The organism is Streptococcus huangxiaojuni, assembly GCF_040930515.1.
GTDB lineage: Bacteria > Bacillota > Bacilli > Lactobacillales > Streptococcaceae > Streptococcus > Streptococcus huangxiaojuni.
In genome coordinates, this window is record NZ_JBFQEG010000002.1 from 43,321 (window position 1) to 67,692 (window position 24,372).

The 24,372-nt window shown below is 35.5% G+C and carries 39 protein-coding genes; 31 read left to right on the forward strand and 8 right to left on the reverse strand.

All coding sequences use genetic code 11. The annotated features are described in order from the left end of the window. Nucleotides 1–233 precede the first annotated feature (233 nt). The 3 genes from AB3329_RS01615 to AB3329_RS01625 all read left to right on the forward strand — a co-directional run bounded on the left by AB3329_RS01615 (nt 234) and on the right by AB3329_RS01625 (nt 2,043). Nucleotides 234–1,289: a helix-turn-helix domain-containing protein gene (locus AB3329_RS01615; protein ID WP_368393998.1), complete on the forward strand. Its 1,056-nt coding sequence runs from the start codon at nt 234–236 to the stop codon at nt 1,287–1,289. Between the two features lie 55 nt (nt 1,290–1,344). After that, nucleotides 1,345–1,485, forward strand: a complete 141-nt coding sequence (locus AB3329_RS01620; protein WP_368393999.1) for a hypothetical protein — start codon at nt 1,345–1,347, stop codon at nt 1,483–1,485. Between the two features lie 192 nt (nt 1,486–1,677). Beyond that, nucleotides 1,678–2,043 (forward strand): ACT domain-containing protein, encoded by a 366-nt coding sequence (locus AB3329_RS01625; protein ID WP_368394000.1) that lies wholly within the window; start codon nt 1,678–1,680, stop codon nt 2,041–2,043. Between the two features lie 396 nt (nt 2,044–2,439). Here AB3329_RS01625 and AB3329_RS01630 read toward each other — a convergent pair whose 3' ends face one another. Genes AB3329_RS01630 through AB3329_RS01640 form a run of 3 tightly spaced genes read right to left on the reverse strand, consistent with a single transcriptional unit; the run spans nt 2,440 to nt 3,860 of the window. Beyond that, entirely contained in the window at nt 2,440–2,661 is a 222-nt protein-coding gene (locus AB3329_RS01630; RefSeq protein ID WP_368394001.1) for a DUF4649 family protein, read from the reverse strand. A gap of 12 nt (nt 2,662–2,673) precedes the next feature. Continuing rightward, nucleotides 2,674–2,883 carry a hypothetical protein gene (locus tag AB3329_RS01635; protein WP_368394002.1) on the reverse strand — a complete coding sequence of 70 codons (210 nt, stop codon included), beginning with the start codon at nt 2,881–2,883 and terminating at the stop codon, nt 2,674–2,676. Beyond that, nucleotides 2,826–3,860, reverse strand: a complete 1,035-nt coding sequence (locus AB3329_RS01640; protein ID WP_368394003.1) for an NADH-dependent flavin oxidoreductase — start codon at nt 3,858–3,860, stop codon at nt 2,826–2,828. Before AB3329_RS01640 ends, AB3329_RS01635 begins: the two co-directional genes overlap by 58 nt. Before the next feature lie 101 nt (nt 3,861–3,961). Here AB3329_RS01640 and AB3329_RS01645 point away from each other — a divergent pair, with 101 nt between their 5' ends. Continuing rightward, the gene (locus AB3329_RS01645; protein WP_368394004.1) at nt 3,962–4,318 is read left to right on the forward strand and encodes a winged helix-turn-helix transcriptional regulator; all 357 of its coding nucleotides are present in this window, start codon (nt 3,962–3,964) and stop codon (nt 4,316–4,318) included. Here the strand turns inward: AB3329_RS01645 and AB3329_RS01650 are convergent. Then, entirely contained in the window at nt 4,285–4,896 is a 612-nt protein-coding gene (locus AB3329_RS01650) for a TetR/AcrR family transcriptional regulator (RefSeq protein WP_368394005.1), read from the reverse strand. The genes AB3329_RS01645 and AB3329_RS01650 overlap by 34 nt on opposite strands. A gap of 103 nt (nt 4,897–4,999) precedes the next feature. Here AB3329_RS01650 and AB3329_RS01655 point away from each other — a divergent pair, with 103 nt between their 5' ends. The 9 genes from AB3329_RS01655 (at nt 5,000) to AB3329_RS01695 (ending at nt 12,606) form a co-directional block, all read left to right on the forward strand. Then, nucleotides 5,000–5,701, forward strand: a complete 702-nt coding sequence (locus AB3329_RS01655) for a DsbA family oxidoreductase (protein ID WP_368394006.1) — start codon at nt 5,000–5,002, stop codon at nt 5,699–5,701. Between the two features lie 22 nt (nt 5,702–5,723). Continuing rightward, a complete protein-coding gene (locus AB3329_RS01660; RefSeq protein WP_368394007.1) occupies nt 5,724–6,356 on the forward strand; it encodes an MBL fold metallo-hydrolase in 633 nt (210 codons plus the stop codon). Nucleotides 6,357–6,433: 77 nt separating this feature from the next. Next, nucleotides 6,434–7,378 carry an NmrA family NAD(P)-binding protein gene (locus AB3329_RS01665; RefSeq protein WP_368394008.1) on the forward strand — a complete coding sequence of 315 codons (945 nt, stop codon included), beginning with the start codon at nt 6,434–6,436 and terminating at the stop codon, nt 7,376–7,378. Nucleotides 7,379–7,387: 9 nt separating this feature from the next. Further along, a complete protein-coding gene (locus AB3329_RS01670; protein WP_368394009.1) occupies nt 7,388–8,335 on the forward strand; it encodes an NAD(P)H-binding protein in 948 nt (315 codons plus the stop codon). Between the two features lie 210 nt (nt 8,336–8,545). Continuing rightward, nucleotides 8,546–9,922 carry an NAD-dependent succinate-semialdehyde dehydrogenase gene (locus tag AB3329_RS01675; RefSeq protein ID WP_368394010.1) on the forward strand — a complete coding sequence of 459 codons (1,377 nt, stop codon included), beginning with the start codon at nt 8,546–8,548 and terminating at the stop codon, nt 9,920–9,922. Between the two features lie 247 nt (nt 9,923–10,169). After that, nucleotides 10,170–10,853, forward strand: a complete 684-nt coding sequence (locus AB3329_RS01680; RefSeq protein WP_368394011.1) for a GNAT family N-acetyltransferase — start codon at nt 10,170–10,172, stop codon at nt 10,851–10,853. A gap of 369 nt (nt 10,854–11,222) precedes the next feature. Next, the gene (locus AB3329_RS01685; RefSeq protein WP_368394012.1) at nt 11,223–11,471 is read left to right on the forward strand and encodes a type II toxin-antitoxin system RelB/DinJ family antitoxin; all 249 of its coding nucleotides are present in this window, start codon (nt 11,223–11,225) and stop codon (nt 11,469–11,471) included. Next, complete coding sequence (locus AB3329_RS01690; protein ID WP_368394013.1) at nt 11,464–11,742, forward strand: type II toxin-antitoxin system YafQ family toxin; 279 nt, start codon at nt 11,464–11,466, stop codon at nt 11,740–11,742. Before AB3329_RS01685 ends, AB3329_RS01690 begins: the two co-directional genes overlap by 8 nt. 18 nt (nt 11,743–11,760) lie before the next feature. Next, nucleotides 11,761–12,606, forward strand: a complete 846-nt coding sequence (locus AB3329_RS01695; protein WP_368394014.1) for a hypothetical protein — start codon at nt 11,761–11,763, stop codon at nt 12,604–12,606. Between the two features lie 171 nt (nt 12,607–12,777). Here AB3329_RS01695 and AB3329_RS01700 read toward each other — a convergent pair whose 3' ends face one another. The 3 genes from AB3329_RS01700 to AB3329_RS01710 form a co-directional block, all read right to left on the reverse strand. Then, on the reverse strand, nt 12,778–13,167 hold the full coding sequence (locus AB3329_RS01700) for a hypothetical protein (RefSeq protein ID WP_368394015.1): 390 nt from the start codon (nt 13,165–13,167) through the stop codon (nt 12,778–12,780). Further along, nucleotides 13,139–13,495: a helix-turn-helix domain-containing protein gene (locus tag AB3329_RS01705; protein ID WP_368394016.1), complete on the reverse strand. Its 357-nt coding sequence runs from the start codon at nt 13,493–13,495 to the stop codon at nt 13,139–13,141. The genes AB3329_RS01700 and AB3329_RS01705 overlap by 29 nt, the downstream gene beginning before the upstream one ends. Nucleotides 13,496–13,604: 109 nt before the next feature. Further along, the gene (locus AB3329_RS01710; RefSeq protein ID WP_368394017.1) at nt 13,605–13,919 is read right to left on the reverse strand and encodes a helix-turn-helix transcriptional regulator; all 315 of its coding nucleotides are present in this window, start codon (nt 13,917–13,919) and stop codon (nt 13,605–13,607) included. A gap of 109 nt (nt 13,920–14,028) precedes the next feature. Here AB3329_RS01710 and AB3329_RS01715 point away from each other — a divergent pair, with 109 nt between their 5' ends. Then, nucleotides 14,029–14,262, forward strand: coding sequence for a hypothetical protein (locus AB3329_RS01715; protein WP_368394018.1), 234 nt, complete (start codon nt 14,029–14,031; stop codon nt 14,260–14,262). Here AB3329_RS01715 and AB3329_RS01720 read toward each other — a convergent pair. Next, nucleotides 14,259–14,600, reverse strand: a complete 342-nt coding sequence (locus AB3329_RS01720) for a hypothetical protein (RefSeq protein WP_368394019.1) — start codon at nt 14,598–14,600, stop codon at nt 14,259–14,261. The genes AB3329_RS01715 and AB3329_RS01720 overlap by 4 nt on opposite strands. A 1,333-nt stretch (nt 14,601–15,933) precedes the next feature. Here AB3329_RS01720 and AB3329_RS01725 point away from each other — a divergent pair. The 17 genes from AB3329_RS01725 to AB3329_RS01805 all read left to right on the forward strand — a co-directional run bounded on the left by AB3329_RS01725 (nt 15,934) and on the right by AB3329_RS01805 (nt 24,269). After that, entirely contained in the window at nt 15,934–16,191 is a 258-nt protein-coding gene (locus AB3329_RS01725; RefSeq protein WP_368394020.1) for a hypothetical protein, read from the forward strand. Between the two features lie 23 nt (nt 16,192–16,214). Next, nucleotides 16,215–16,739 carry a DUF1642 domain-containing protein gene (locus AB3329_RS01730; RefSeq protein WP_368394021.1) on the forward strand — a complete coding sequence of 175 codons (525 nt, stop codon included), beginning with the start codon at nt 16,215–16,217 and terminating at the stop codon, nt 16,737–16,739. Then, nucleotides 16,726–17,043, forward strand: coding sequence for a hypothetical protein (locus AB3329_RS01735; protein WP_368394022.1), 318 nt, complete (start codon nt 16,726–16,728; stop codon nt 17,041–17,043). The genes AB3329_RS01730 and AB3329_RS01735 overlap by 14 nt, the downstream gene beginning before the upstream one ends. A gap of 20 nt (nt 17,044–17,063) precedes the next feature. Next, complete coding sequence (locus tag AB3329_RS01740; RefSeq protein ID WP_368394023.1) at nt 17,064–17,279, forward strand: hypothetical protein; 216 nt, start codon at nt 17,064–17,066, stop codon at nt 17,277–17,279. 28 nt (nt 17,280–17,307) lie between these two features. Further along, a complete protein-coding gene (locus AB3329_RS01745; protein ID WP_368394024.1) occupies nt 17,308–17,493 on the forward strand; it encodes a hypothetical protein in 186 nt (61 codons plus the stop codon). Next, the gene (locus AB3329_RS01750; RefSeq protein ID WP_368394025.1) at nt 17,477–17,641 is read left to right on the forward strand and encodes a hypothetical protein; all 165 of its coding nucleotides are present in this window, start codon (nt 17,477–17,479) and stop codon (nt 17,639–17,641) included. The genes AB3329_RS01745 and AB3329_RS01750 overlap by 17 nt, the downstream gene beginning before the upstream one ends. Beyond that, the gene (locus AB3329_RS01755) at nt 17,638–18,174 is read left to right on the forward strand and encodes a hypothetical protein (protein ID WP_368394026.1); all 537 of its coding nucleotides are present in this window, start codon (nt 17,638–17,640) and stop codon (nt 18,172–18,174) included. Before AB3329_RS01750 ends, AB3329_RS01755 begins: the two co-directional genes overlap by 4 nt. A gap of 169 nt (nt 18,175–18,343) precedes the next feature. After that, a complete protein-coding gene (locus AB3329_RS01760; RefSeq protein WP_368394027.1) occupies nt 18,344–19,138 on the forward strand; it encodes a DNA adenine methylase in 795 nt (264 codons plus the stop codon). A gap of 297 nt (nt 19,139–19,435) precedes the next feature. Continuing rightward, complete coding sequence (locus tag AB3329_RS01765; RefSeq protein WP_368394028.1) at nt 19,436–19,696, forward strand: hypothetical protein; 261 nt, start codon at nt 19,436–19,438, stop codon at nt 19,694–19,696. Then, nucleotides 19,693–19,917 carry a hypothetical protein gene (locus AB3329_RS01770; protein WP_368394029.1) on the forward strand — a complete coding sequence of 75 codons (225 nt, stop codon included), beginning with the start codon at nt 19,693–19,695 and terminating at the stop codon, nt 19,915–19,917. The genes AB3329_RS01765 and AB3329_RS01770 overlap by 4 nt, the downstream gene beginning before the upstream one ends. Before the next feature lie 53 nt (nt 19,918–19,970). Next, the gene (locus tag AB3329_RS01775; RefSeq protein ID WP_368394030.1) at nt 19,971–20,177 is read left to right on the forward strand and encodes a hypothetical protein; all 207 of its coding nucleotides are present in this window, start codon (nt 19,971–19,973) and stop codon (nt 20,175–20,177) included. A gap of 11 nt (nt 20,178–20,188) precedes the next feature. Continuing rightward, nucleotides 20,189–20,587, forward strand: a complete 399-nt coding sequence (locus AB3329_RS01780; protein WP_368394031.1) for a beta-sandwich lipoprotein — start codon at nt 20,189–20,191, stop codon at nt 20,585–20,587. Nucleotides 20,588–20,616: 29 nt separating this feature from the next. Continuing rightward, on the forward strand, nt 20,617–20,886 hold the full coding sequence (locus AB3329_RS01785) for a hypothetical protein (protein WP_368394032.1): 270 nt from the start codon (nt 20,617–20,619) through the stop codon (nt 20,884–20,886). 49 nt (nt 20,887–20,935) lie between these two features. After that, nucleotides 20,936–21,259: a hypothetical protein gene (locus tag AB3329_RS01790; protein WP_368394033.1), complete on the forward strand. Its 324-nt coding sequence runs from the start codon at nt 20,936–20,938 to the stop codon at nt 21,257–21,259. Further along, nucleotides 21,256–21,717 carry a thioredoxin domain-containing protein gene (locus tag AB3329_RS01795; RefSeq protein WP_368394034.1) on the forward strand — a complete coding sequence of 154 codons (462 nt, stop codon included), beginning with the start codon at nt 21,256–21,258 and terminating at the stop codon, nt 21,715–21,717. The genes AB3329_RS01790 and AB3329_RS01795 overlap by 4 nt, the downstream gene beginning before the upstream one ends. Beyond that, nucleotides 21,707–22,045 (forward strand): hypothetical protein, encoded by a 339-nt coding sequence (locus AB3329_RS01800; protein ID WP_368394035.1) that lies wholly within the window; start codon nt 21,707–21,709, stop codon nt 22,043–22,045. The genes AB3329_RS01795 and AB3329_RS01800 overlap by 11 nt, the downstream gene beginning before the upstream one ends. Nucleotides 22,046–22,175: 130 nt before the next feature. Beyond that, nucleotides 22,176–24,269, forward strand: coding sequence for a GbpC/Spa domain-containing protein (locus AB3329_RS01805; RefSeq protein WP_368394036.1), 2,094 nt, complete (start codon nt 22,176–22,178; stop codon nt 24,267–24,269). The last annotated feature ends 103 nt before the right edge of the window (nt 24,270–24,372 follow it).

Below are 24,372 nucleotides of genomic sequence, written 5' to 3' on the forward strand. Positions count from 1 at the left end.
TTGCACAGCTCCTAGGGCGTGTTCGATTCACAAGATACAAAGCCCATAAAAAAAGCAAAGCAAACATGGTATATTTATTTCCTCTTTTATCCCGTATTTTCTACAGTTGTATTCGCTTACAATTTTAAAAGAATACGTCCTAAAAAGCTATCTAAAAAACAGACAAGATTTATGTAAAAAAATGACAGCTTCTCGTAAATGCTTTATAATTTTTATAAAGGAGTTGTGGCTATATGATTCATTCGCAGATTATTGATGAGATGGTTGCTGCTGAGAAAACAAGCACCTATCTTTCTAAGCATAATGTTAATTCTTACCTGACTAATCTTGAAATTCATCCTGATAATAAAGAACTACAGGCTATTTTAAAGTATTTTAATACATCAGATGTCTATCTTCCCCTTTATCAGGACATTGAATTTACATCCGGAACTCATATAACTATCAAACTTGAAATGATTAATCAAGAAGATCAAAAGCAAGGAATACACTATCGGGAAAGTCTTTATCATAGTCATGATTTTTTTGAGATGGTTTATGTTTATCAAGGATCGGCAGTAACAGATATTAACGGCACAGTAGTCACACTTCAAGCTGGTGATTTGTGCCTGTTAAATCTTCAGTCTGTTCATAAGCTCATTATCCCCGATGAAAAGAGCATTATTTTTAACCTCCTCATCAGACGGGAGCTTATTATGGGAAACTTCATGGATCTGTTTAAGGAAACAGACTTTATGGCTTTCTTTTATACAAATTCCCTCTATGCCAACACTTCTAAAAGCCACTTTGAAATTTTTCACTTAAAAGATAAAAATGTTATAGCCTGTCTTTACCGTATTATTGAAGAATTCATCTTGAAAGAACCCTACTATGATATGATAATGGTGTCCTATATGACTTCACTGTTATTGCATCTCACTAGACTTTATCAAGATAAACTGGACGCTAAAATAAAGTCAAAATCAGCTGGTGCCCCCAATATATCGGAAATTTTGCGCTTTATTCAAGAGAATTACAGCCGCCGTATCAGTCTGTCGGATCTTGCTTCCCACTTTGGCTATACGGAACGTTCTATGATGCGTTTCCTGAAACAGTATGTCCATCATCGTTTTACTGATATTGTCAAAGAATTCCGCCTTAATCAGGCCTGTTATTTTCTCAGAGGAAGCGATGACAGCATTGATGATATCGCCAGAAAAACCGGATTTAGCAGCCGCAGCTATTTTGACAAGGTGTTTAAGTCAGTTTTCCGGCAGACTCCGAGAGACTACCGCAATCGGTTTAAATAAAAGGCATTTACCTTGTTCAGTCTGTATCGTTATATTTGGTTTTGGGTTGCTGTCTTTGTCTTTTATCATTCCTTTTGCTAAAACAGATAATAATAGCTGGATAAATGATATTGGCGGTACTGTTTTCCTGCATTTTGCAATGCTTGCCGAGTATTTTCCTTCGACAGTCAATACTGGTCTTGGGGGCGGAACCTAAGTCAACTTTATATTTTGTGCCGAACTGCGTCCTAATCCAATACAGTCAGATTTGTTTTTATCAGATTTACCTTAAAAGGCAGGAATCGGAGGCAATTGAATTCAGTACGGAAAAGCCAGACTTCAGTAAAAATCATATGTTATAATAACAGTGAAAAAGCAAGTTACGGTTTTAGTTAATAGGAGGAAACTTATGCAGCTGACATTTATTTCTGAAATGTTTTCTGTTTGTAAAGTCACAGATTACAGTCAAGTTAATTGGGAACAGCCCTATTTGTTTATCGGTCAGACAGATCAAGAAAAATCGCTGGTCTGCCTGACTGAATATGTTCCTGCTAATGCCACAGAACGTGAGGACGGTTGGATCGCCTTTCGTGTGGAAGGAGAGCTGGATTTTTCTCTTATTGGGATTTTATCACGACTTTCCGGACTGTTAGCAGATGAGGGCATCAGTATTTTTGCGCTGTCGACTTTTAAGACCGATTATATACTTATTAAATCAGATGAGGCAGAAAAAGCCCAGAAGGTTTTAAAAGAAGCAGGTTATAATCTTGTGTAAGCTAGAGGCCTGTCAATAAAAAAAGAGGAGCAGGACAAGTCAGATTTCTTACGGTCTGCTGATTGTTGTCCTGCCCTTCTTTTTACAGAATGGCTAAGTGAAAGGCTCTTAAAAGACGATCATCACTTTTTAAAAAATGAGATTACATCTCTGAAGTTACAATCTATTGATAGCTGTTTGAATTTTAAGAAGCTTATTGCTGTCATTTTTACTTAACTGCAGTTCATCTTGCAGACGGCTGTCTTTCATAAAAAGGACACGTAGGGCTCTGTATCCTCATAAAAAAAGTTTAAGCTGCAGTCAGAAAGCTTTGAAAAAATTGGCTGCGATGTATTGCATCCTTTTCTTTGAATTTATATGCTGCCTCAAGTATTAAGAATTAACCTTAAAAAAGTTTCAGCTTTGCTTATTTTTTAAAAACGGCAGCATAAAATGATACAAATTACCCAGCTGTCCGTGATAGGGGATTTCCTGATTTTGATAAAGAATTTTGGTCACTTTGAAATGATCCTGAAAGGGCGGCCACATGGCAACCATCTCTTGTACAAATAAATCTTCACTATTATAATGCAGATGATGTTTTAATTTATAGTCATCTAAATAATAAATATCAATCATAATTACCCTCTTTTACTGTTTTTTATAGCCTTCCATGGGAGCCATTTGTTGACCGAATTCCTGTTTAACAGTATTAGTGGTAAAGTCAATGGCGTCTTTATAGATCGTTAGAAGGTAGTCCTGCATTCCGGCAGGGATAGCTAAATCGTCCATATCTACAGGGTTTAATTGATAACGGATTGATTTTTCACTGTTTGTTTCAACTTTTTGCACCCATCCCATTTGGGTTCATTGATTAAAGAACGGCCTAGTGCAATAAAATCTGCTCCTAATGCCATAGCGGCTTGGGCATCTGCAGGAGACTTGATTGTGCCAACTGTAATGAGAGGCACAGACGGATTAAGCACTTTTTTAAAATGGCTGACTAAGGGTACAGTATCGTTCTTATTATTTAAACTGGTACGGTTATAGCTTCCGATGGAGAGGTGAAGATAATCAATATCTTTTTGAATGTGTTCCACAAAATCAAGACTGTCTTCTAAACGAATTCCTGGAGTTTCCAGTTCTTCTGGAGACAAACGGTAGCCAAGAATAAAATCTGTTTTTGCATATTCTGAAATAACAGTTTTAACCGCCTTTAATATTTCTTCAGCAAAGCGCATCCGCTCTCTGCGGCTGCCGCCCCAGCTGTCTGTCCGGCGGTTGGAGTGCGGGGAAAAGAATTGCTGAATAAGATAAGTATTGGCTCCGTGGATTTCCACACCGTCAAAACCAGCTTGGATGGCCCGTCTTGTTGCTTTAGCAAAATCCTGAATAATTTCGTCAATTTCATTTTCAGATAGCGGCCGAGGTTCTTCAGAATTTGGAGGCCATTCAGCAGCAACAGCAGAAGCAGAAACCGGCTGCTCCCCTCTTAAAATGCTTGTAGTAGATTTTCGTCCGGCATGAAAGAGCTGTATAATGGCTTTGGTGCCATTGACTTTAATCGCACTGGCCAGGCGCTGTAGCTGAGAAAGGTATGCATCATTCCAAACTGCCGGACCGCCTTCAAAACCCTTTCCTAAAGGATGAACACTGAAGGCTCCCGTAATCAGCATGCCGACCCCGCCGCTGCGCATGCTATAATAGCGAATCTCATCGTCAGTGAGTGCACCATTATAATAACTGGACTTTGTTGTCATAGGTGCCATAGCTACACGGTTTTTGAGGGTTGCTCCTTTTTTTAAAGTATAGGTCTGTAAAAAATCATATTGAGGCATTTGCTTTCTCCTTCTATTTTTGATATCTTAATTTTAAAGCATGCCTATCTTTTTGACAAGAACGCACAAAAAAGATAGATACTATCATAAAGGAGAGTATTATGTTGAAAAATAATGAAGCTATTGAAAAAAATATCAATATGGGCCCTTTTAACCGTGCTTTATCACTTATCAGCGGCAGATGGAAAATGCATATCCTTTTTTGGCTGTCAGAATATGGCGTCATGCGCTACGGCGAAATAAAAAAAGCACTTGGGACAGTTACCCATAAGATGCTTTCAAGCCGGCTGAAAGAATTAGAAAAAGACGGATTGATTATCCGTCAAGAGTATGCTCAGGTTCCCCCAAAAGTCGAATACAGTCTGTCAGAGGTAGGAGAAGAACTCATCCCCTTACTTCGGCAAATTTGTCAATGGGGGCGTACCTATACCGATTGGGAAGAAAAAGCGGCTAAATAGTTTTCCAGTAAACGTTTAGCTGTGGGAATAAGCTTATCTTTATAATCAGACAAGCACCAGTCGAAAACGCTGCCTTTGATTAAAATACAGATGTCTGCACTTAATTTATAGCTATCTGTTGTTTCGCTCAGCATTCCGGTTTGGATTGCTTTTTTTATGAGCTTTTGAGAATCAAACATGACTGTCCCTTCTAAAAACTGTCCCTTTGTTTCTCCCATATAGCGCGCTAATGAACTGTTGCTCCCTGTATAGAACTGCCGCATAACTGGTTTGCCTAAATCTTGATATTGCTGCAGTAAGGGCAAATAAACAGTAAAAATTTGTTGACTTAGAGGGAGTTCATTACAGAATTCGACTGGTCTGCTGGTAAGAGACTGGGTAAGACAGTAGCCTAGTAAGTCATCTTTGTCCTGAAAATAATAGTAGAAAGTTCCAGTTGACAAGCCGGATCGACTGCAGACAGTACGAACATTAAGGGGTTCTCCCTTTTTAATGAGTTCTAAAGCAGCTGCAACCAGATATGAACGGCTGTCCTTATTTTTCTTGTTTGTTTGCTTCGAAGGTCGTCCAGCAGGCATTATTTTCTCCTTGATATTTTTTTATTGACATTATATCGAACATGTTCTATAATAGCAAGAAAAAGTAATAGAACATGTTCTATTACTGGGAGGATTGATTCTTATGAAAATTACTTATTGGTCTGATTATGCTTGCCCGTATTGCTATATCGGCGAAACACGCTTAAAAAAAGCGATTAACAAGCTGGGACTGGAGAATATTGTAAGCTTTGAGATGAAAGCATTCCAGTTGGATCCTTATGCACCTGTGCAATCAGTTGGGCCTACTCAAAAGCGTTTTGCTCAAAAATATGGTATTTCCTATGAGCAAGCAGGTCAGCGAATCGAGCAAATTTCTGCCTTAGGCAGACAGGAAGGTTTGAGCTTTAATTATCTCTCTACTTTATTTACAAATACAATGGATGCTCACCGTTTAACAAAGCTTGTTCAGGAAACTGGCAGCAAAGAGCAGGTAGAGGAACTGAAGTCAGCACTTTTCCAAGCCTATTTTGCTGATAATAAGGAATTAGCTGATTATGAAGTTCTTTTAGCTGCTGCTGTGCAAGCTGGTCTCGATCAGGAAACCGTAGAAACATTTTTAGAAGGGGAGCGTTTTAAGCAACAAGTTCTTGCCGACCAAGAAGAGGCGAGACAATTGGGAATCTCGGGAGTACCTTATTTTGTCATTGATGATCGTTATGCTGTTGCCGGAGCACAATCGCAGCAAGGTTTTGAAACAGCTCTGCGTCAAGCTTATCTCGAAGAGCTTTCAGAATCCGAATCTGATGACAACTTATCATGCGGACCAGAAGGTTGCCGGATTTAGTGCTTAAAAGAGAGTTAGTCTTATGATTCAAAAAATTTCCGTCTCTGATTTTTTCACCGTCAATACCTATTTTGTTATTGATGAAATCAGTCAGTCAGGTTTTATCATTGATCCGGGAGCACAAGGCGAACTGCTTCTGCAGGTCATTGAGCAGCAGCAGTGGCAGATTGAAAAGATACTGCTGACACATGGGCACTTTGATCATACTGGAGCTGTAGATTTTTTAAGAGAGAAACTAGGGATTAATGCTTATGCGCATCCAAAAGCACAGAGCTATCTTCTGGATCCTTATTTTAATCTATCCCGCCAATGTGTTGGAGACAGAATCGTTCAAAACGTCCTTCCCTTTGGTTCTGACCGTATACTATTAAAAAACAATCCGCAGTTTTATCTTGATATTAGACATACACCAGGCCATTCACCAGATTCAGTTAGTTTTTATGCTGCTAGGGATAAAGCACTGATTGCAGGTGATACCATCTATCAAGGAGGGCTAGGATTGACGCATTTCCCAGGAGGGGACCTATTAGAATTAAAGAAGAGTATACAGAATGTTATTTTTTCTTATGGCGGGTCTGTGCTCATCTATTCAGGTCATTCTGAGCCACTGACAGTTGCTGCTTTAAAAAGCAAAAATATTTTCTTTGCAAAATAAAGTGTAGATAAAAACTGTATTTTTGTCAGCGTTTACATTATAATAGCTTTATCATATATAAAAGCGAGGAAAAAGCGATGGCAAAACTTTTATTAACTGGTGTCGATGGTAATTTGGGCGGGCTTGCAGCAGACTATCTGCTGGAGCTGACTGAGGATAAAGACAGACTTATTTTTGGCGGCTACAGTCAGGAAGCATTGAATAAATATAGGCAGGCCGGTGTAGAAACACGTCAGATGAATTTTAATCATGTTGAAGGTTTAGCTGAAAAATTTGCCGGTGCAGACAGGCTGGCCTTGATTTCAATGCCTTTTGTCGGTGCCAAACGTCAGGCTGCGCATAAAAATGTTATTGATGCGGCTAAAGCGGCAGGAGTCAAAAAAATTATTTACACTTCTTTAGTTAATGCTTCTGATCCGACAAACCCCAGCGTTGAGAAAATTGACCATGCCTATACTGAAAAATATATCAAAGATTCTGGCCTAGATTATATCTTTTTGCGAAATTCCCAGTACGCTGAAGCTATGATTACCAACTATTTTACCTTTGTCCGCGCCGGAACTCCTCTGGCTAACAGTCAAGGCAGCGGTAAAATGGCTTATATTTCGAGAAAAGACTGTGCAAAAGCTGTTGCCCATGCCCTTTTAGCAGACCATCTGCATTTCTCTATTCAAAATATCAATGGACCGGAACTTCTGACTATGGCAGAATTTGTGCAAATCGGCAACGAAGTGACGGGCAATAACCTTTCTTATCAGGCGATTACTGATGAAGAAAATTATGCTGTTTTTGATGCCATGGGAGTTCCCCGCACTACAGATGGGGAATTCAAGGAAGATTCCGAAGCTCCTTTTTCTTCAGAAGGCATGGTAACCTTTGCTCAGGCTATTCGTGAAGGCAAGATGGCTGTTTTTACTGATGATTTTGAAAAACTAACAGGAGACAGAGCCTTAACTGTTCGTTACATGTTTGAACATGAAGCAGATTTTCAGGTTGGTCAGCGTCACTCGAAAGATAATTAGGAGGTCCTCATGGCAAAGATTGTTGTTAATGGTGTTGATGGGAATTTTGGATCGCAGGTGGCTGCCTTTGTTCAAGATTTACTTCCAAAGGAAGATTTGTTTTTTACTGCTCCGGCAGAAGAAGCGCTAAAAGCCTATCAGGATGCTGGAATTGCGACTGCTGTTCTTAATTTTAATAGTCAGGATAATCTTGTGAAGGTGTTTGAAAATGCGGATAAGGTGCTTTTGATATCGATGCCCTTTGTTGGAGAAAGTCGGCGGAAGGCTCACCAAAATGTGATTGAGGCCTGCGTCAAAGCCAATGTCAGACAAGTTATTTATACTTCTGTCCTTTCTGCCAGTCATCCTTTTAATCCCAGTATCGAAAACAGGGATCACGCTTTCACAGAAGCTATTATCCAAAACACACCGCTCGATTATATTTTTCTGCGTCATTCGCTGTTTGCTGAAGCCTTTATCAGCGACTATCTGAGAGCCGCAGAAGCAAAAGAAGAAGCCATTTCAAAAAATATGGGCGATGGCCGTGTTTGGTTCATTTCAAGGCGTGACGCAGCTTTTGCTGCCAGCTGTGCATTGGCAAATGATTTACTGCATCGTGCAGTGCTTAATATCAATGGTCTTGAGCCGATTTCTTATCAAAAATTTTTAGATATTGCTAATGCAGCGACCGGTAATACTATCACCTATACCAAGCTTACTGATGATGAATTGTATGCTTATTTTGATTCTATCGGTGTGCCCAGAGATACAGAGGGCGATTTCAGCAAGAGTCCTATCCAAGCAACGTCAGAAGGTATGGTAAGCTTTGGGACAGCAGTTACAGAAGGTTTTCTTGATGTAACGGTCAGTGATTTTATCAAACTGACAGGACGGCAGCCTTTATCACTTGGTCAAATGTTTGAAAATGCTGATGACTATCGTTTGGGAGAGCGGCACACGGTGGAAGGAGACTTTTAGCAGGGGAGCCATAATCTTTACTTAACTTTTAGAGGCCATTTTAGACAAGGATATATCAGGGCCCAATTTTCCATATGCTTATTTTTAGAGACAAATTTTCTTTTTGAAATCGATTTCAAAAGTGCTATAATGAATATAGACACCATAATTGCTGCCCTGAAGCGAGTTTATGTGGCTTTTCGGACAGCTTAATCAAAAAAGGAGGAAATTATGGCCTATAAAACAACCTACCCTTATACTAATGAAGTTTTACAAGAATTTCCAAATGCCTCAGATGCTGATTTAGAAAAAGCACTGGCAGACGGCCATGCTCTGTATAAGAAATGGCGCAGCGAAGGAGGTTTAGCAGAACGCAAAGAACAGCTCCATAATGTTGCAGCTATTTTACGCCGCGATACAGATAAGTATGCTGAAATAATGACGAAGGACATGGGTAAACTCTTTACAGAAGCTAAAGGCGAGGTCGAATTATGTGCTGAGATTGCAGATTATTTTGCTGACAAAGCAGAGGAATTTTTAAAGCCTGAACCGCTGGAAGATATACATGGAGACGCTTATTATCTTAAACAGGCTGTCGGTGTGCTGTTTATGGTAGAACCTTGGAACTTTCCTTTCTATCAAATTATGCGGGTATTTGCCCCTAACTTTATGATCGGCAACCCTACAGTACTCAAACATGCTTCTATTTGCCCAGGTTCTGCTCAGGCTTTTGAAGATTTAGTACTGGAAGCCGGTGCACCTGCAGCTTCCTTCAAAAATCTATTCCTTTCTTATGGACAAGTCAGCAAGGCTATTGCTGATCCTCGTGTACAGGGAGTTGCACTGACTGGTTCTGAGCGGGGCGGAGCTTCGATTGCAGCAGAAGCTGGCAAAAATCTGAAAAAATCAGCACTTGAGCTTGGCGGTAACGATGCCTTCATTATTCTGGAAGATGCCGACTTTGAACTCTTAAATGACACGATATTTTTTGCCCGTCTCTACAATGCTGGACAAGTTTGCACCTCTTCTAAACGCTTTATCGTAGTAGGTGACGATAACTATGAAAAATTTGTCAATATGGTTGTCGATACCTTTAAAACGGCTAAGTGGGGAGACCCTATGGATCCAGAGACAACACTGGCTCCGCTCTCATCGGCTGATGCTAAAGAGGAAGTGCTGGAACAAATTAAGCTGGCAGTGGATAATGGAGCTCATGTTGCTTACGGCAACGAAGTTATTGACCATCCGGGCAATTTTGTTATGCCAACAGTCCTGACTGATATTACCAAAGATAATCCGATTTACAATCAAGAAATCTTTGGTCCGGTTGCCTCCATCTATAAAGTGGCTTCTGAAGAAGAGGCTATTGAGCTTGCTAATGATTCCAACTATGGTCTGGGCGGAACGGTCTTCAGTAAGGATTTGGATCATGCAAGAGCTGTTGCTGCTAAGATTGAAACGGGTATGAGTTTCATTAATTCCGGCTGGACATCTCATCCGGAACTGCCATTTGGCGGTATCAAGAATTCCGGTTACGGCCGTGAACTGAGCCACCTTGGCTTTAACGCTTTTGTTAATGAACATGTGGTCTTCGTTCCAAAAAATTAAGATCCTTTGGGACTAAAAATGAAAACAAACTGACATTTTGAGGCGAGAAATGAGCTGACTTTTGTTAGAGCCTTCTCATTTTCTCGGCCTCTTTTTTTCAATTGCGTAAATTAACTCAGCTTCTGTATCAGACAAACAGTCGGATAAAAAGGCAGCTTTCAAGCTGCTCAAAAGCTGACTGTGACATACTTGTTTTTACAGCAGTGCTGACTTCGCTGTCTAATAGACAGAGAAAGGAGAATACCGTATGCCCTATAATGATTTTCAGCAAGCTATCGGCCATTTTACCCAAGGGAGTTATCCTCAAATAGATCGACTGACCGGCTATTATACAATCGTTGAGCCGGTGTCTGTTGAAGATCACTTAGATGATGCTTATCGCTTTTACGGGCCTGACAGCGTTCCTGAACAATGGACTTATTTGCCGATTGATGGGTTTAAAGATATCAAAACTTTTCAAACTTACTTTGAAATGATGGAGACATCACGTGATCCCTATTATCTTGCCATTAAGGACAAAGCCACTCAAAAAGTGCTAGGAACCTTTTCTCTTATGCGGATCGATACTAAGAACCGCCTTGCAGAAATGGGCTGGGTTCTATATTCGCCGCAGTTAAAGCAGTCGCGTCAGGCGACCGAAGCCCAGTTTTTAGTTATGGCTTATGTATTTGATGTTTTGCACTACAGGCGTTATGAGTGGAAATGCGACAGCCTTAATCATGCTTCAGTTCATGCAGCCAAGCGTCTAGGCTTTCAGTATGAAGGAACTTTTCGAAAGGCAGCTGTTTACAAACAAAGAAGCCGAGATACTGCTTGGTTTTCCATGATTGATGACGATTGGCACAGTATGAAAGCTAAGTTTGAAAAATGGCTGCTTCCGACAAATTTTGATGATCAAGGACGGCAGCTTAAACCACTGGGTGCCTGCTAGAGAGGAAAGAGACATCAGAAGGCGTTCTTTCTGGCAGTAAGGGATACTGTCCCAGAAATTCAGAAGCCCAAGTTAGTGCTGCCAAACATTTCCTTTTGTTTCTTAAATCAGAAAAGCGCGCAGCTTTTTGTTATAATAAAGCTATAACAACATAAATTTATAAATGCTTAATTTAAAGGTGTTTTGAATCATTTTATATAATCGTAGTAGAAGAACTAACCAAAAATTAACCAAGCAGTGTATTTTTTAGTTAATGATATAGAATAAAGTGCATTAGTAGGAGCTAGTGCATTTTATTGTGTATTATAAATCTTGACAAATATTAACATTATTGATATAATGTTAGTATAGAAAAGAGGTATAAAGTTTATGACTACAATTACATTTAAGGTTGATGATAAAATGAAGAAAGAGGCTACGGAGTTATATAAATCAATGGGTTTAGATTTGTCTAGTGCCTTGCGACTATTTTTGAAGCAATCGTTGGTTACCCGCAGCATTCCGTTTGTTATTAGGGCTGATGAATTAACGCCTATTATTGAGGATTCATTAAAGGGAGTTAATATGAGTGAAGAATTTACTGATGTTAAAAGTTTGCTGGAGAGTTTAGATGCTTAAAATCAAATATCATAATCAGTTTAAAAAAGATTATAAATTAGCTTTGAGACGTGGGTTTAAGGCCTCTAAGCTAGAAGAAGTTTTAGAGATTTTAGTAGAGGGAAATGGTTTACCAGAAAAATATAGAGATCATCAGTTGACTGTCAGCAAACATTATAAGGGTGTCAGAGAATGTCATATTCAGCCTGATTGGCTTTTGATCTATTGGATTGATGATGATAAGTTGATTTTAAATTTGTTGAGAACTGGTAGCCATTCTGATTTATTTTAATTTTAGAAGAGGTGTTTTATGAAGAAGAAATTATTAGGAGTTTTTTTAGCTTTTGTTTCTATATTTGTTTTAGTAGCTTGTTCTAGCAATTCTTTAAATGGAAGATATTATGAAGTTGAACAAGATTCTGATTCATCTTTATATATAAGTTATGATTCTGAGGAATATTTTGAATTTAAAGATGATTATTTTGAATATAATAGCGGAAAAAATAAAGTATCTGGCACTATTGATGTAGACAATAAGATGCTTGTTTCGGGCAATACGAAACTTAGTTATGATTTAGAAAGAGAAATATTGACCGTTTCAGATGGTAAAACGACGACTAAATATGTTTTTGAAAATAGTAGTTTATTTGAAGATTTGAAAAGTGCTAAAGAAGAAATAGAGGAAGTAAAGGAAAAATATGATGATACTTATGAAGAACTTCAAAAACTTTTAGTGACTGAATTTAAGGAGAAATATATAGGAAGATATGAAAATAGTGATGTTACTTTTGATTTAAAATCGGATACTTTTTCTTATGAACAGTTGCATCCTAATTCTTTGAGAGTTGCAAGGGGGATAGATAAGGGAAGTGAAGAATATAGGGTTACTTTTTTAGGCTTGTATAGTGTGGATATGGTGGATGATGTTGATGTTATTGCTCAAAAAGTTGAAGATATGAAAAAAATAAAGAACATTGCTGATTATAAAGAATATATTGATGGAGATGTAGAAGTTAGGTTAGATTTTGGAGGAAGTAATTTAGATGCATATGATTTAGTGTTTAAAATTAATGATGATTTTTCGTTAGAATGTTTGGGGGGCGATCGTGGTGAAGTTCCTATTAATAAGGGATTTGTTTTTAATAAGGTAGAATAAAGTGACTAGAAAAAATTAATCGTTTCTTATATTAGGAATTTAATTATTATTTCTGTTAGATTTAAAACTTGAAAAATGTTTATTTTTGGATAATTAAATTGGGAAGAGAAAGTATATAAATTAAAATAACGACTAGAGAAATCTAGTCGCTTTTTTTGTTTGTGTTGAAAATTATTTATATCTATTAAATTGTTCGTCAACATAACTTTCAAATTCAGAACTAATACCAAAATAGCCTAGAAAATTAAAAGTATTCCAATATTCTTTGGGAGTATTGGTGATGTAGTGCTCTATATCTGCAGATATTCTTCCGTGTTCAGCCTCTGCCTCTTGTTTGTAATAATGGATGGGAGAAGCATAAGAGTTTTTGCCGTGGTTTTTCTTGATGTGTTCAAGTTCATGAAGGATAACTTGTTCTTCCTCTTTTTTGGAAAGATTAGTGCAGACAATGACTATTTTTAAGGGAATAATAGCTAGTCCTTTGTAATCGATTTTGCGATAAATGATAATTGCATCAAGTTCTTCACGAAGTTTATTGATCGTATTCTTTAAGGTTCCCATCGAAATAATCCTTAATGACTTGTGTTAAAATTTCTCTATCATGTTCGGTCATAGGTTTTCCATCGTAGCTTACAACACCAGTATCAAGGATTTTAGTGATGTCTGTTTCGGTTAATTCATTGCTGTTTTTGATATTTGTTTTGCCTAATAGGTAATCAGTAGAAACATCAAAAATGTCAGCTAGTTTTTCGAGATTTTTTTGGGTTGGTGTTCGAATTCCTTTTTCCCAGTTTTGATAAGATGGTTGACTAGTATGCATTTGTTCAGCTAGTTGTTTTTGTGTAAGCTTTGCTTCTTTTCGTAAAGTTTTAAGTCTGTCTGGAAACATAGTTTATGCCTTTCAAAAATTTTTTTATTTTTTTGAAAAAAATAGTTGACATTATATCGCAAATGATATAAAATTAAAATATCGAAAGCGATATAAAAGGAGTTTTGGATTAACTAATAGACTTTATGAATTCATTAGTAATTTGCTTAAATTCTTGAAGATTTTCATCTGATAATTCTTTATCTTGATAGGTAATCGTTTCGCTAGAAAGTATTCTTTCAAGGGAGAGGGATTTATCAGATAAGAGCTCTTCAATGGGGATTTTGAAAAATTTAGAAACTTTTTTAAGAGTATTGAGAGTGGGTTCGTGTTTTCCGGTTTCCCATCTGGCATAAGATTGTTGAGATACTCCTAGTTCATAAGCGATTTGTTTTTGAGATAGGTTGGCTTCAAGTCTTAGCTCTTTCAATTTTTGAGAAAACATATTTTTTTAAAGAAACCTGTTGACACAACAACAAGAATGATGTAAAATAATTATAACAACATGGTTGTTGTAGGTCAAATCCTTTCGTTAATGTGGAGGTAGAAGAAAAATGACTAAAACAGAATATTTACAATTAGCAGCTTGTATTTGTAAGCAGCAAAGAGAGGCTAAACTTTTCGATGGTATTCTTTATTTAGATTTTGATTTAATTTCTAAGGAAGAGGTTGATTCATTTAAGGAAAAGGTTCCTAGAAAATATAAAGATCGCTACAATGAAATTGTGAATGAATATAATGAGAAGTTAGAAGCTTTAAAAAATGAGATCTTTGATGAACAGTTTTAGTAATTTTTAATAAAGTCTTCTAACTCGTAGAAAAGGTCTTTTAAGACAAGTTTTACAACTTCAGGCTCTCTGTCATCTAAGCAACGAGCGAGTCTATTGCGGAAGTGATGTTCGATACGGGCATTATGTAATTTTTCGAGAATTTGTGTATCTCCTTTAGATAGGTATTTTAAAAGGCCTTTGATTGTTTCGTTTTTATCTCCATCAGAAAACATTTCTTCAAAAATGGAATAGAGTTTATTTTCATTTCCTGATAGAGAGGCGTTGATTAAGTTTTGTTGATAAAATAGAATGATTTTATTGAAATAGTAATCAAATTCTTGTTCGTTAATTTTCATAAAAATTTCTTTCTGTAGATATATTGAAGTAATTAAAATTTTTAATTATTTCAATATACCTATTGATGGTAGCATCAGTCTTTCTATTAGATACCAAAAAAGCTTAAGTGATTAAGAAAAAAAAGAAGTGTATCTTTGAGAAAGATTTTAGGTATAGTTTACTATATCCTTTGAAAATTAAATAAAAAGTACGTCAGATTCTTACTGACAATCAGTTGAAATCCAACGCACAGTTATATGTAGCAATTTAATTGTACGTTATTTTGGTTGATTTGTCAAAAGCTAATAGTATGTGTGTTATGTACTGGAAGTAAAGTAAATGTTTGATTGTTGGGTAAGTAATTAGAATGTGTTACGTAAGATGACTGCTATTACTATAGTTGTGATGAATGGATGTTCTATTACTAGCCAAGTTATTATGCTGAGTATACCTTTGATGATGTGGTAGGTAATTTCAGTTAATATTTCAAATAGCATTTATTTTTCTCCTTTTAATATCCATATATTATTCTGATTATTGTTGCAGACTTGTTTGAGACTAGTTTTATAGATTTATAATACGGCTCAAACGAAAAAGCACGAGAAAAGACCTACACCTCGTCAATATAATAATTATTGATTGGTATAGTAACAATTCTCATGCTTTGTTACAGTTCTTTATGAAGATATAAAATATTGGTGGTTGTTTGTTATTTTATATCGATTTCAAAGAGCAACGAGAACAAAAGAATTGTTAACGTTTATAGCTAAATTATATCATATTTAGCTAGTTTCTAACAAGTTTGCAACAACGTACTCGGGTTTCGGCTGAGCTTTGCTCTTAGTAATGAAAATTCAAATAATGGGTTGGAGTTGCTAATGTTTTCCCGCAGATGTAGAAAAAACAAGAACCGCTCTGATATTATAAGCTTTAAAGGCACAGATGGCGGGGGTTGACCTGATTGGGTTGGCTTAAGACTGTAGTCTCTGATTATGGTCGACTGAAAGCATATGTCTTTCTGGTGACAGGGAGCATGGAGTGTGCGATGATATGAGCACATAAAAGCTTTAAACCAAGGTGTTTTCAGTGTACTTAAAATTGTGTTTAAAGTAACTTTTTTTATTGTAAATTTTAATGAATGTTATTTTTTAGAATGCTATTTTTTGAGAATGTTAATTTTTGAAGAATGAAATTTTTATAGCGTTGATTAATTTGAAGCATGTAGACCAAGGAGTTCAAAACTTCTTGGTTTTTTTGTTTTAAAAAGGCTGTTAAATTTTTTAATGGCTTTTTTAAAGCATGTAAGGGAATGCGGTTATTATAATTTGATTTTGTTTTTTAAGGAGGATGTTTATGGGGTTAAATACGGTAGCAAGTGATATCTATTATAAGGGTGAATATAAGAAGATTGTTGATCGATTTGTTTGGAATGCTTCTGTTTATGATTCGGATTCTGGATTATATGATTGTTGCTATAAAGAGGTTTGTAAGGAGATAGAGAAGTTAGATAGAGTAGCAAGAAGAAATGGTGATTTAACTCCTGGTTTAAGAGTTTGGGCGTTGCAGACAGTTATGCAGCATTATATGAGTAGTAGAGATGTAGTGAGATGAGTGATAAATTTGGAGGTAGATAGATGAGAAAGGAAGATTTGATTAGGTCTTTAAAAAGACTTTCAGCAGAACGGATGGTTATTGATTCGCTGATTAATTATATTGAGAAAATGGATAATCAAAATATAGGGAAGGTAATTATTCCGGAGTTTGTTGCAAGTTGGATTCAAAGTGCTAAGAGAAATGGTTTGGATTTGTATGAAGCTATGGTATCTTGTGTATTTGATGATAAAGTAGATGATTGGATTTTTGATAATAGTGAAAAGTTTGCTAAAGCTTGGTTGTATGGGTATGCTTTTAAAGAGTATGCTTTTAAAAAAGAGCTTGTTTATGTTGTGGTAATTCCAGTTGGAGATGGTCGCTATAAAACGGTTTGTATGGGAAGTGATGGAAATTTGTATCTAAGTGATCGTAATTATCGGTCTAAAGATAAGATTAAGCAGCATAATAGTCGTATTCCGGGTGGATTAACTGAAGAGTTGATAAAAAACTCTGAACTTTCATGGGTTTGGCAATTTGCAGAAGAGGTGGAAGATGAAAAGAGATGATTTTGAAAAAGTAATGTTAGATGGGATTTATGGTTGGAGTGTTGATGGTGGAAAAATTAATCCACCGAAACATAATTTTCCTGTAAAGGTTAAAGAAAGGATAGATTATTTTGCTGAAATGATGGAAGAAGGCTTAACGTTGATGGGGGCTTTGAGTTGTATTTTTGGTGAAGAGGCTCCAGATGGATATGGTGTTTTTGCAAGTAAGGATTGGTTACCTAAAGATGATGAGTTTAAGGAGTGGCATACGAGTGCTTTGGGGTTTCCTCAAATGGAAGTTGCTGTTTATTTGATTTATGGGTAGGTAATGGGAGAAGTTTAGTTATGGAATATTCTGTTGTTTATAATCAGCGTTACTTTGCAATTGTTGATGATAGTTTGGCTAGTAAAATTAATAAAATTAGTTATAGTAATAGGGTTTGGTCGCTTGAGAAAGAAGATAATTGGGATGATGTTATTGAAGATTTTCATCAAAAGAATAAAAGGTATGTTGTTATTGATGAAGAAGATTTAGAAGAGATTTTAGAATATTTTGGTTAGTTGAATTATTTTGAAAGGAGAACAAGAAATGATACCAAAATTTGAAGCTTATGTAAAATTTGAGGGAAAAACATACCCTGTAACAAAAATTGATTGGATATACGGGGACGTGCAAATGAACGAGCGCCCGCATGAAGAAGGGTATTATTGGCTATTTACTTTGCCTTTTGAAGATGTTGTTTTGAAGGAGGTAAAGGATGATACCAAAGTTTAGATTTTGGGATACTAAAAATGAAAAATGGTTAGGTGATTTGTTTTATAAACCTTTTATTTCTCCTAGAGGAAGTGGAGGAGCGCTATTAATTAGTAGTTATTATGATTTTGAAACTCCTTTGGAGTGGGTCTATGAGGTATTAAAATGACAAAGACTACATTAACTAAAACAGTTGAGAAAGCTATTTTAAATCACAATAATAAAATGGGTGTTTTTGCTTGTGTTGAAGTAATGATTGGCAATTGGCGTTCTAAATCAGCAATCACTGATCAGATAGAAATTGTTGATGTGATGACCTATGAAACAACTGGTTTATTGAAGTGTTGGGAAGTCAAAACTTCATTAGCTGATTTGAAGAGTAAGGCTCTTTTGTCCTTTTATGGTGACTATAATTATCTTGTGTTGCCATATGAGCTGTTTGTACAAGCTAGTGATAAAGAGTTATTAACTAAATATTATTGGCAAGGTATTGGCGTATTTTCCTTTAAAGATGGTAAACTCTATTGTGAACGTAAAGCTAAGAAGAAAACAGTAGATTTAGGTTTGAAAGTATTAATGCTTGAGAGTATGAATAGGAGCTTAGCTAGAGATGCAGGTAAGTATTATAGACAGTATTATCAGACAGAAGTACGGCATGAAGAGATAAACGATATCTCTTTATTTGACTTATCAGAGGTGTAGTATAGGTGAGATTATCTGATAGTAGGTTTCACTTTTAAAAGGATGGTATTTATGATAATGGATTTAAATGATTTTTTTGATATAGATAAAGTAAATTTTTCTAAGGAAGAGTTGGAATTACCTTATGAAAATTCTATTCTACAGGACAGAAGTTTTAAGGAAGAGTGAAATGGTAAAGTCTTTATTGAGGTATCCAGGCAGTAAATGGAATTTATCGAGTAAGATTGTTGATTTGTTGCCTGAGCATAAAAGTTATTTGGAACCTTATTTTGGTTCTGGGGCTGTTTTGTTTAGTAAATCGGTTGCTCCTATTGAGACTGTGAATGATTTGGATAGTGATGTTGTTAATTTATTTCGGGTTATTCAGTCTAGTTCTAAAGAGTTACAGGAGAAATTATTTTTAACGCCTTATAGTAGAGATGTTTATAATGTTGCTTGGAAAAATTCTTCTTTGAATGAAGTTGATAGGGCGTTGAATTTTTTAATAAAATCTTTGATGTCTCATGGTTTTAGGGTTAATGATAAGTCTGGATGGAAGAATGATATTATTGGCCGTGAAAGGGCTTATGCTGTTAAACACTGGAATGATCTTCCGGATATTATTTGGGAATATGTGATGAGGTTGAAGGGAGTTCAGATAGAAAATCGGCCGGCTTTAGAGTTGATTGAACGATTTGATTATTCAGATGTTTGTATGTATATTGATCCACCATATGTGTTGTCTACAAGAAATAGGAAGCAATATAATTGTGAAATGACTGATAGAGATCATGAAGAGCTTTTGGAGTTGATTAATAAAAGTTCGGCTAAGATTGTTTTAAGTGGTTATGATAGTGACTTGTATAATAGATATTTATCTAATTGGGAGCGTTTGGAGTTTGCTGCTGTAGCAGAAGGCGGTTTGTTTCGAACTGAGGTGCTTTGGTTGAATTTTCAGTTAGATCATCAGTTAAGTCTTTTCTAGTTAGTGGGGAGTTTTATTAATGAAGTGATTGTTTTTAATTTTGGTGGTGTTATTTTAGCTGTAATTTTAGGTTGGACGTGTTTTTTGATTCAGCTTATATTAGCTTTTATGTATGGGAAATATTGGATTTCTTTTTTACCAGTACATTATTATGTTTTATTGGGTTTATTGTCAATAGTTTTGGTTATTATTTTATAAATTTTTTGTAATTGAAAAGAATTGTATTAATGGTTGTTTTGTTTTAGATAGTGAATTTTTTGATATTGTTTCTGATTTGAATAAAAAATGGGGGGGGAAATGCTTAGTAAGAAAGAATTTAATCAAAAAATGAAAGAAGCTCGTTGTTTGATGGAGCAGGTAAATCAAATAAGGCGGGAGATTTTGCCTATTGATGAATTAACATTTCCTTTTAAAGGTACTAACTCCAGTACAATTGATGAGGCTATTAATTGCTATATTGACTATGGAGAGTTGCCTTTATCTAATCATTTTGATGATTTTTATGAAGCATATAAAAGAGCATGTGAAGAATTTTATGATATGGAGACAGATTTATGATAAATATAATGTGGAATGTTGTTTTATGGGGAGTTTTGCTGTTATTTTTTGCAGGTATTGTTCTTGTTGTTATGAAAATGTGGAATGAAGATATTCCTCGAGAATATTTTTGGTTTGGTGTTTTTCTTATTGTTTTTAGTCTTGTTTTTTTATTTTTTAATTCTATTTTTTCTTCATTTTTTTCTTTTATGGAGCATTTTGAAGAGGTAATAAGAGGATGAGGAGGTTTTTTAGTTTAAGGAATTGGATTGATTTGTTGAAGAGATTGTTTGAGGTGGTTGTTGAAAATTTTTTTGCTTGTTTAATTATTTTAGGTGTTCCGTTTCTTATAAGTGTTATTTTTGTATGTTGCGTATCACTTTTTGTATTTTTAGGAACAGGTTCTGTATTTGAAGTAACTGTTGATTTTTTTAGAAGAGTGTATGTTGTTTCTTTTTGTGACTTATTGTTTTTGGGTTTGTTATTTGATTTATTAGATTGAAAGGGGTATTTATGTTATTTAAGAAGAAGTTGATTGTTGGTTTAGTTGGTGTGATGAGTACAGTTTTGTTAGTTGCTTGTTCAGAGGCTGATCGTGTTTCTGAAAATTTGAGTTTAGAAGCTGATAATTTTAATACGGTTCGAAAAGTAACAGTTATTGATGCTATTACAAATGATATTATGTTTGAAATGTCAGGAAGGATGTCAATTAAGGCTGATACGGAAGATAATCAGTTGGAAATATTAGTGGAAGATGGAAATAAAAGTTATCAAAAGCATATAGTTGGTTTATCTGATAATGTATCATATATTGTTCAAGATGTTACAACTAAAGATGTGAGCCGTTATAAATATATTATTAATTTTAATCCTAAAATGTGGATTCCAGCTGAAATTAAAACGGTTGATTAATTAGTTGTTGATGAAAAGGAGTTTTTTAAATGATAGAGCTTTATAATCATTTGTTTTTTTCTGGTATTCTTTTTCTTATTTTGATAGGGGTGCCTCTTGTTTTTGGCTCCTTTTTAGATATGAAGATGTTGATTGAAAAAAGAAAATACAAAGGAAGAAAAGGAAGTCTTCTTTTTCAGAGGATGAAAAGGAAGGGGGAATTGGATGATTTCGGTATGGCACGTTTTAGTATAATTTTTCTTTTTTTCTTTTTTTGGCTAGGTTTAGTTTTGTCTTTGTTTAGGTTGTTTTTTTGGTAAAGTTTTAGGTTTTTTGGGGAAAGTAGGAAGAAGGTGAGTTATAATTCGGTTGATTAGAGTGGTTAGGAAATGGCATGTTACTGGAGAAGGGGAACCTTTGTCTTTTTTTTATGGCATTGAGATTTTTGATGATGAATCTGATTTTTGTTTGCGACCTACTTATCCTTTTTCTGAAAGTGTTGAAAGTTTAGAGGATTTTATAGAGGTTTATCGTAAGGAGTTGTTAGATTTTTATACAAATATTGGTAATTGGAGTTTTAGTTTTGCTACATATTTGTTTATTGATGTTATTAACCGGAATGGTGCACATTATTATAGTGAAATGGATAATTTTAGAAATTATTGGTTTGATAGAGGGGTGTTGATCTATTGATAGTTGATAATGGAAAAAGTTTGAAAAAGAGGTTGTTATCTTTTGTTTTGGTTTTTGTTTTTTTATTTGGTTTTTTAGCATCGGCTAAATTTTTTTGTGATTATGTTTTAATTAATAGTTCTGGTGATTATAGTAAGGAATTATCTGCTACTGCATATAATGATGTGGTCTATAAACAAAATGTTAATTTAGTGTTTTATAAGAAGAGTTGTCCGTATTGTAAAGCGGCTAAAGATAAGATAATTGAAGAGAGTAAGGGGAGTTTGATAACTACTTTTTATGTTGATGTTACTACAGCGGATGGTAAGAGTTTAGCTGAACATTTTGGTGTTGTTAAAGCGCCTACTATTGTGATGATTCGGGATGGTGAAGTTAGTATAGGTTATTATGCTTATGATGAAGGTGGTGAGATTATGGTAGATAATGAATATATAGAGGAGGTTTTTAATGGTAGGTGATTTATTGGGAAGTTTTTGGCGTTGGATTGTTTTGTTTTTTAGGAAAAGGAAGTTGTTGTCTCATTTGAAAAAGCCAGATTCATCTGATGATGTTGTCTTGTTTTTTTATAAAGATGATGAGGTTGGTTTTGAAGTTTTTACTAATAGAGGAGGAAAATGTTATTTAGTTAAGGTTGAGAGAAGTGATTTTGATGTGATTAGTGGCTATGTAGATGATAGTGATTTTATAATATTGGGCGGTGTTTGGCAGACTCCTTTGGTTAATTTTTTTATTAAGAATATCAAGAATGATAGGTGGTATTTGTTTGATGCTTTTCCGCTTGATTGAGTGAAGTGTTTTGGAGGATAGATGACTTTTGTAAGGGCACCAAGTTTTAAAGGTGAAGATTGTTGTTATTTTGGACAGCTAGAAAGCTGTCTTTTTGTTTTAAATTAAATAAAAATAGGAGTTAAAATTAATGAATCAGAATAAAGTTGTTGGTCATGGTTTTTTTCGTAAGTCGAAAGCATATGGTTTAGTTTGTGGTATTGCGTTAGGAATTGCTTTTTTGGGTGGGCATGTTTCAGCTGATGAAGTGGGAAATGTTGAAGAGACAGGAGTTGCTACTGAGCAGGTGGCTACTCAGACGGTAGTTGTTCCGGTAACTGATGGTTTGGGCTCTGCGATTGAAAGTGCTCAAAGTTTGGGATTGACTGTTGTTCAAGAAGAGATGGCTATTGTTGATGATAGTATAGCTGGTGAGGAAGATTATGCTGGACAGGCGGAAGTTATTAATTCTGCAGTTGAGGTTCGGGCGCAAGAGATTGCTAATTATGAAGCTGAGAAAGCGGCAGTTGAAGCTGAAAATGAAGCGATTGTTCGACGTAATGCTGAGAAGGAAGCGGCTTATAAGCAGCAGTTAGCTGAGGCTGAAAGTAATAAAGATAAAGATGGATATCTTTCTCGTGTTGAGGCTCAGGATTTAATTTTTGATAAAGAAACAAATGCTGCGGTTACAATTAGTGGTCAGTATGCGAATTTAAGTGTTGGATCGACTAATGGACAGGATAAAGTTGGAAATATTTTTTATTTAAATTCAAATAATTTTTCTGAAAGTGATTTTGTTGCTGCCCCTATTTTATCAGATACTATTAATGAAGGGGCTGATCAAGGACAGTCTTATAAAGTCCTTATTAAAAAAGACCAACCAGTAACGGTTATTTATGATGGTCTTGAAAATAGTTATTTTATGGGGCGACAAATTACTAAAGTTATTTATACTTATACTGCACGTGAAGTGCCTAATAGGAATGATTTGGTAACTGCATATATTTTTAAAGATCCAACGAATACAATAAAATTAGGTTCTAATTTTGCTGGTGGAGAAACTGCTTATGACTTTGAAGCAGAATTTTATTTTTCGGATGGTTCTAAGGTTGATTTTTCAGAAGGTTCTGCGCTTATTTCTTTGAGTTCTTTAAATGCTTCTTCTGATAGTACAGGAATTAGTCCGAGTGATGATCCAGCGGAAGCATCAGTTTACCGAGAATATGTTTCACAGATTTCTGGTGGAGAGTTTATTAAAATTACCGGTTCAAGTGTAGATATGCATAATGGTTCAGTTTATTCGGATACAAATAATGCTATATTAGGAGATCAGTGGGATAAAGAGGATTCTGATTTTGCTTATTATGGTGCAGGTGCTCTTAAATTGACAGGAGATAAAGTAACCTTTACTTTTGGAGGGACAAATGACAGTAATCAACTTTTTTCATTTAATTCTCGAGTGAAGGCAACTGGAATTCCTGTAACACCTACATATGAGGAAGAAAAACCATTGCCAACGGCTCCTGTTGGTGTAACTGTTTTTTATTATCTTAATGCTTTTAAGAATGAGCTGGTTTCGGTGAAAGATGTTGTTAAAAATGGTGTTTCTATTGATAATGGTACATTGCGTGTTGGTGAAACAGCGACTTACACATTACAAGCGCCTCTTATTTTGGCTAATGGACAAGATGAGCTTGTTAAATATGAAATTGTAGATGTTTTGGATGTTGAGCATGATAAATATTTAGGATATCGTGTTTATGCATTTGTTCCAATTAAACTTACAGATGGTACGGTTCTTCAAAGTCAAGCTGATTTAGTGGCCTTTGTACAACAAACTTATGATGAATCAACTGGTCGTTTTGTCGTTAATCTGAATTCTGATTTTTTGGCACGTGTTGCTAAAGATAGTGATTTTCAAGTTGGTGTAGATGTTGATTTTGTGCGTATTAAGGCTGGGGAAGTCTTTAATGATTTTACAACTAATATTGCTTTTAAGGATGTTGATGGGAATATTATTGAATATCCTGTGAAATCTAATGAAGTTAAAACTATTACTCCTGAGGAACCAGAAGAGGTTGTAGTAGATGGATATGTGCCTGCAGAAGTAGTGCCAGAGGCGCCAGTTGTTCAGGCGGCAGCCTTGCCAAAAACAGGAGATGAAGCAACGATTTTGAGTGTGGTTGTTGGTCTGTTTATGGTGTTGTTTGGTTTATTAGGTATTCGAAAGTTTGAAAAGAAATAATTTTTTGACCTGGGCAGGTCGTAAAAAGGCTTAGTTGTGTTTAGCTTCTGAGCAAATAAACGATAAGACAGTTCGGAAGCTTTTTTATTTTTAAAAATGTGAG

Excerpts from the sequence above, each read along its gene's own strand:
- AB3329_RS01625 (WP_368394000.1), top strand. The coding sequence starts at position 1,678 with ATGCAGCTGACATTTATTTCTGAAATGTTTTCTGTTTGTAAAGTCACA.
- AB3329_RS01670 (WP_368394009.1), top strand. The coding sequence starts at position 7,388 with ATGGCAAAGATTGTTGTTAATGGTGTTGATGGGAATTTTGGATCGCAG.
- AB3329_RS01645 (WP_368394004.1), top strand. The coding sequence starts at position 3,962 with ATGTTGAAAAATAATGAAGCTATTGAAAAAAATATCAATATGGGCCCT.
- AB3329_RS01655 (WP_368394006.1), top strand. The coding sequence starts at position 5,000 with ATGAAAATTACTTATTGGTCTGATTATGCTTGCCCGTATTGCTATATC.
- AB3329_RS01765 (WP_368394028.1), top strand. The coding sequence starts at position 19,436 with ATGCTTAGTAAGAAAGAATTTAATCAAAAAATGAAAGAAGCTCGTTGT.
- AB3329_RS01660 (WP_368394007.1), top strand. The coding sequence starts at position 5,724 with ATGATTCAAAAAATTTCCGTCTCTGATTTTTTCACCGTCAATACCTAT.
- AB3329_RS01720 (WP_368394019.1), bottom strand. The coding sequence starts at position 14,600 with ATGAAAATTAACGAACAAGAATTTGATTACTATTTCAATAAAATCATT.
- AB3329_RS01730 (WP_368394021.1), top strand. The coding sequence starts at position 16,215 with ATGAGAAAGGAAGATTTGATTAGGTCTTTAAAAAGACTTTCAGCAGAA.
- AB3329_RS01650 (WP_368394005.1), bottom strand. The coding sequence starts at position 4,896 with ATGCCTGCTGGACGACCTTCGAAGCAAACAAACAAGAAAAATAAGGAC.
- AB3329_RS01785 (WP_368394032.1), top strand. The coding sequence starts at position 20,617 with ATGATAGAGCTTTATAATCATTTGTTTTTTTCTGGTATTCTTTTTCTT.
- AB3329_RS01780 (WP_368394031.1), top strand. The coding sequence starts at position 20,189 with ATGTTATTTAAGAAGAAGTTGATTGTTGGTTTAGTTGGTGTGATGAGT.
- AB3329_RS01630 (WP_368394001.1), bottom strand. The coding sequence starts at position 2,661 with ATGATTGATATTTATTATTTAGATGACTATAAATTAAAACATCATCTG.
- AB3329_RS01640 (WP_368394003.1), bottom strand. The coding sequence starts at position 3,860 with ATGCCTCAATATGATTTTTTACAGACCTATACTTTAAAAAAAGGAGCA.
- AB3329_RS01690 (WP_368394013.1), top strand. The coding sequence starts at position 11,464 with ATGCTTAAAATCAAATATCATAATCAGTTTAAAAAAGATTATAAATTA.
- AB3329_RS01725 (WP_368394020.1), top strand. The coding sequence starts at position 15,934 with ATGGGGTTAAATACGGTAGCAAGTGATATCTATTATAAGGGTGAATAT.
- AB3329_RS01680 (WP_368394011.1), top strand. The coding sequence starts at position 10,170 with ATGCCCTATAATGATTTTCAGCAAGCTATCGGCCATTTTACCCAAGGG.
- AB3329_RS01700 (WP_368394015.1), bottom strand. The coding sequence starts at position 13,167 with ATGGGAACCTTAAAGAATACGATCAATAAACTTCGTGAAGAACTTGAT.
- AB3329_RS01735 (WP_368394022.1), top strand. The coding sequence starts at position 16,726 with ATGAAAAGAGATGATTTTGAAAAAGTAATGTTAGATGGGATTTATGGT.
- AB3329_RS01800 (WP_368394035.1), top strand. The coding sequence starts at position 21,707 with ATGGTAGGTGATTTATTGGGAAGTTTTTGGCGTTGGATTGTTTTGTTT.
- AB3329_RS01685 (WP_368394012.1), top strand. The coding sequence starts at position 11,223 with ATGACTACAATTACATTTAAGGTTGATGATAAAATGAAGAAAGAGGCT.
- AB3329_RS01705 (WP_368394016.1), bottom strand. The coding sequence starts at position 13,495 with ATGTTTCCAGACAGACTTAAAACTTTACGAAAAGAAGCAAAGCTTACA.
- AB3329_RS01760 (WP_368394027.1), top strand. The coding sequence starts at position 18,344 with ATGGTAAAGTCTTTATTGAGGTATCCAGGCAGTAAATGGAATTTATCG.
- AB3329_RS01740 (WP_368394023.1), top strand. The coding sequence starts at position 17,064 with ATGGAATATTCTGTTGTTTATAATCAGCGTTACTTTGCAATTGTTGAT.
- AB3329_RS01715 (WP_368394018.1), top strand. The coding sequence starts at position 14,029 with ATGACTAAAACAGAATATTTACAATTAGCAGCTTGTATTTGTAAGCAG.
- AB3329_RS01710 (WP_368394017.1), bottom strand. The coding sequence starts at position 13,919 with ATGTTTTCTCAAAAATTGAAAGAGCTAAGACTTGAAGCCAACCTATCT.
- AB3329_RS01745 (WP_368394024.1), top strand. The coding sequence starts at position 17,308 with ATGATACCAAAATTTGAAGCTTATGTAAAATTTGAGGGAAAAACATAC.
- AB3329_RS01695 (WP_368394014.1), top strand. The coding sequence starts at position 11,761 with ATGAAGAAGAAATTATTAGGAGTTTTTTTAGCTTTTGTTTCTATATTT.
- AB3329_RS01615 (WP_368393998.1), top strand. The coding sequence starts at position 234 with ATGATTCATTCGCAGATTATTGATGAGATGGTTGCTGCTGAGAAAACA.
- AB3329_RS01750 (WP_368394025.1), top strand. The coding sequence starts at position 17,477 with ATGATACCAAAGTTTAGATTTTGGGATACTAAAAATGAAAAATGGTTA.
- AB3329_RS01805 (WP_368394036.1), top strand. The coding sequence starts at position 22,176 with ATGAATCAGAATAAAGTTGTTGGTCATGGTTTTTTTCGTAAGTCGAAA.
- AB3329_RS01635 (WP_368394002.1), bottom strand. The coding sequence starts at position 2,883 with ATGGGATGGGTGCAAAAAGTTGAAACAAACAGTGAAAAATCAATCCGT.
- AB3329_RS01665 (WP_368394008.1), top strand. The coding sequence starts at position 6,434 with ATGGCAAAACTTTTATTAACTGGTGTCGATGGTAATTTGGGCGGGCTT.
- AB3329_RS01770 (WP_368394029.1), top strand. The coding sequence starts at position 19,693 with ATGATAAATATAATGTGGAATGTTGTTTTATGGGGAGTTTTGCTGTTA.
- AB3329_RS01675 (WP_368394010.1), top strand. The coding sequence starts at position 8,546 with ATGGCCTATAAAACAACCTACCCTTATACTAATGAAGTTTTACAAGAA.
- AB3329_RS01755 (WP_368394026.1), top strand. The coding sequence starts at position 17,638 with ATGACAAAGACTACATTAACTAAAACAGTTGAGAAAGCTATTTTAAAT.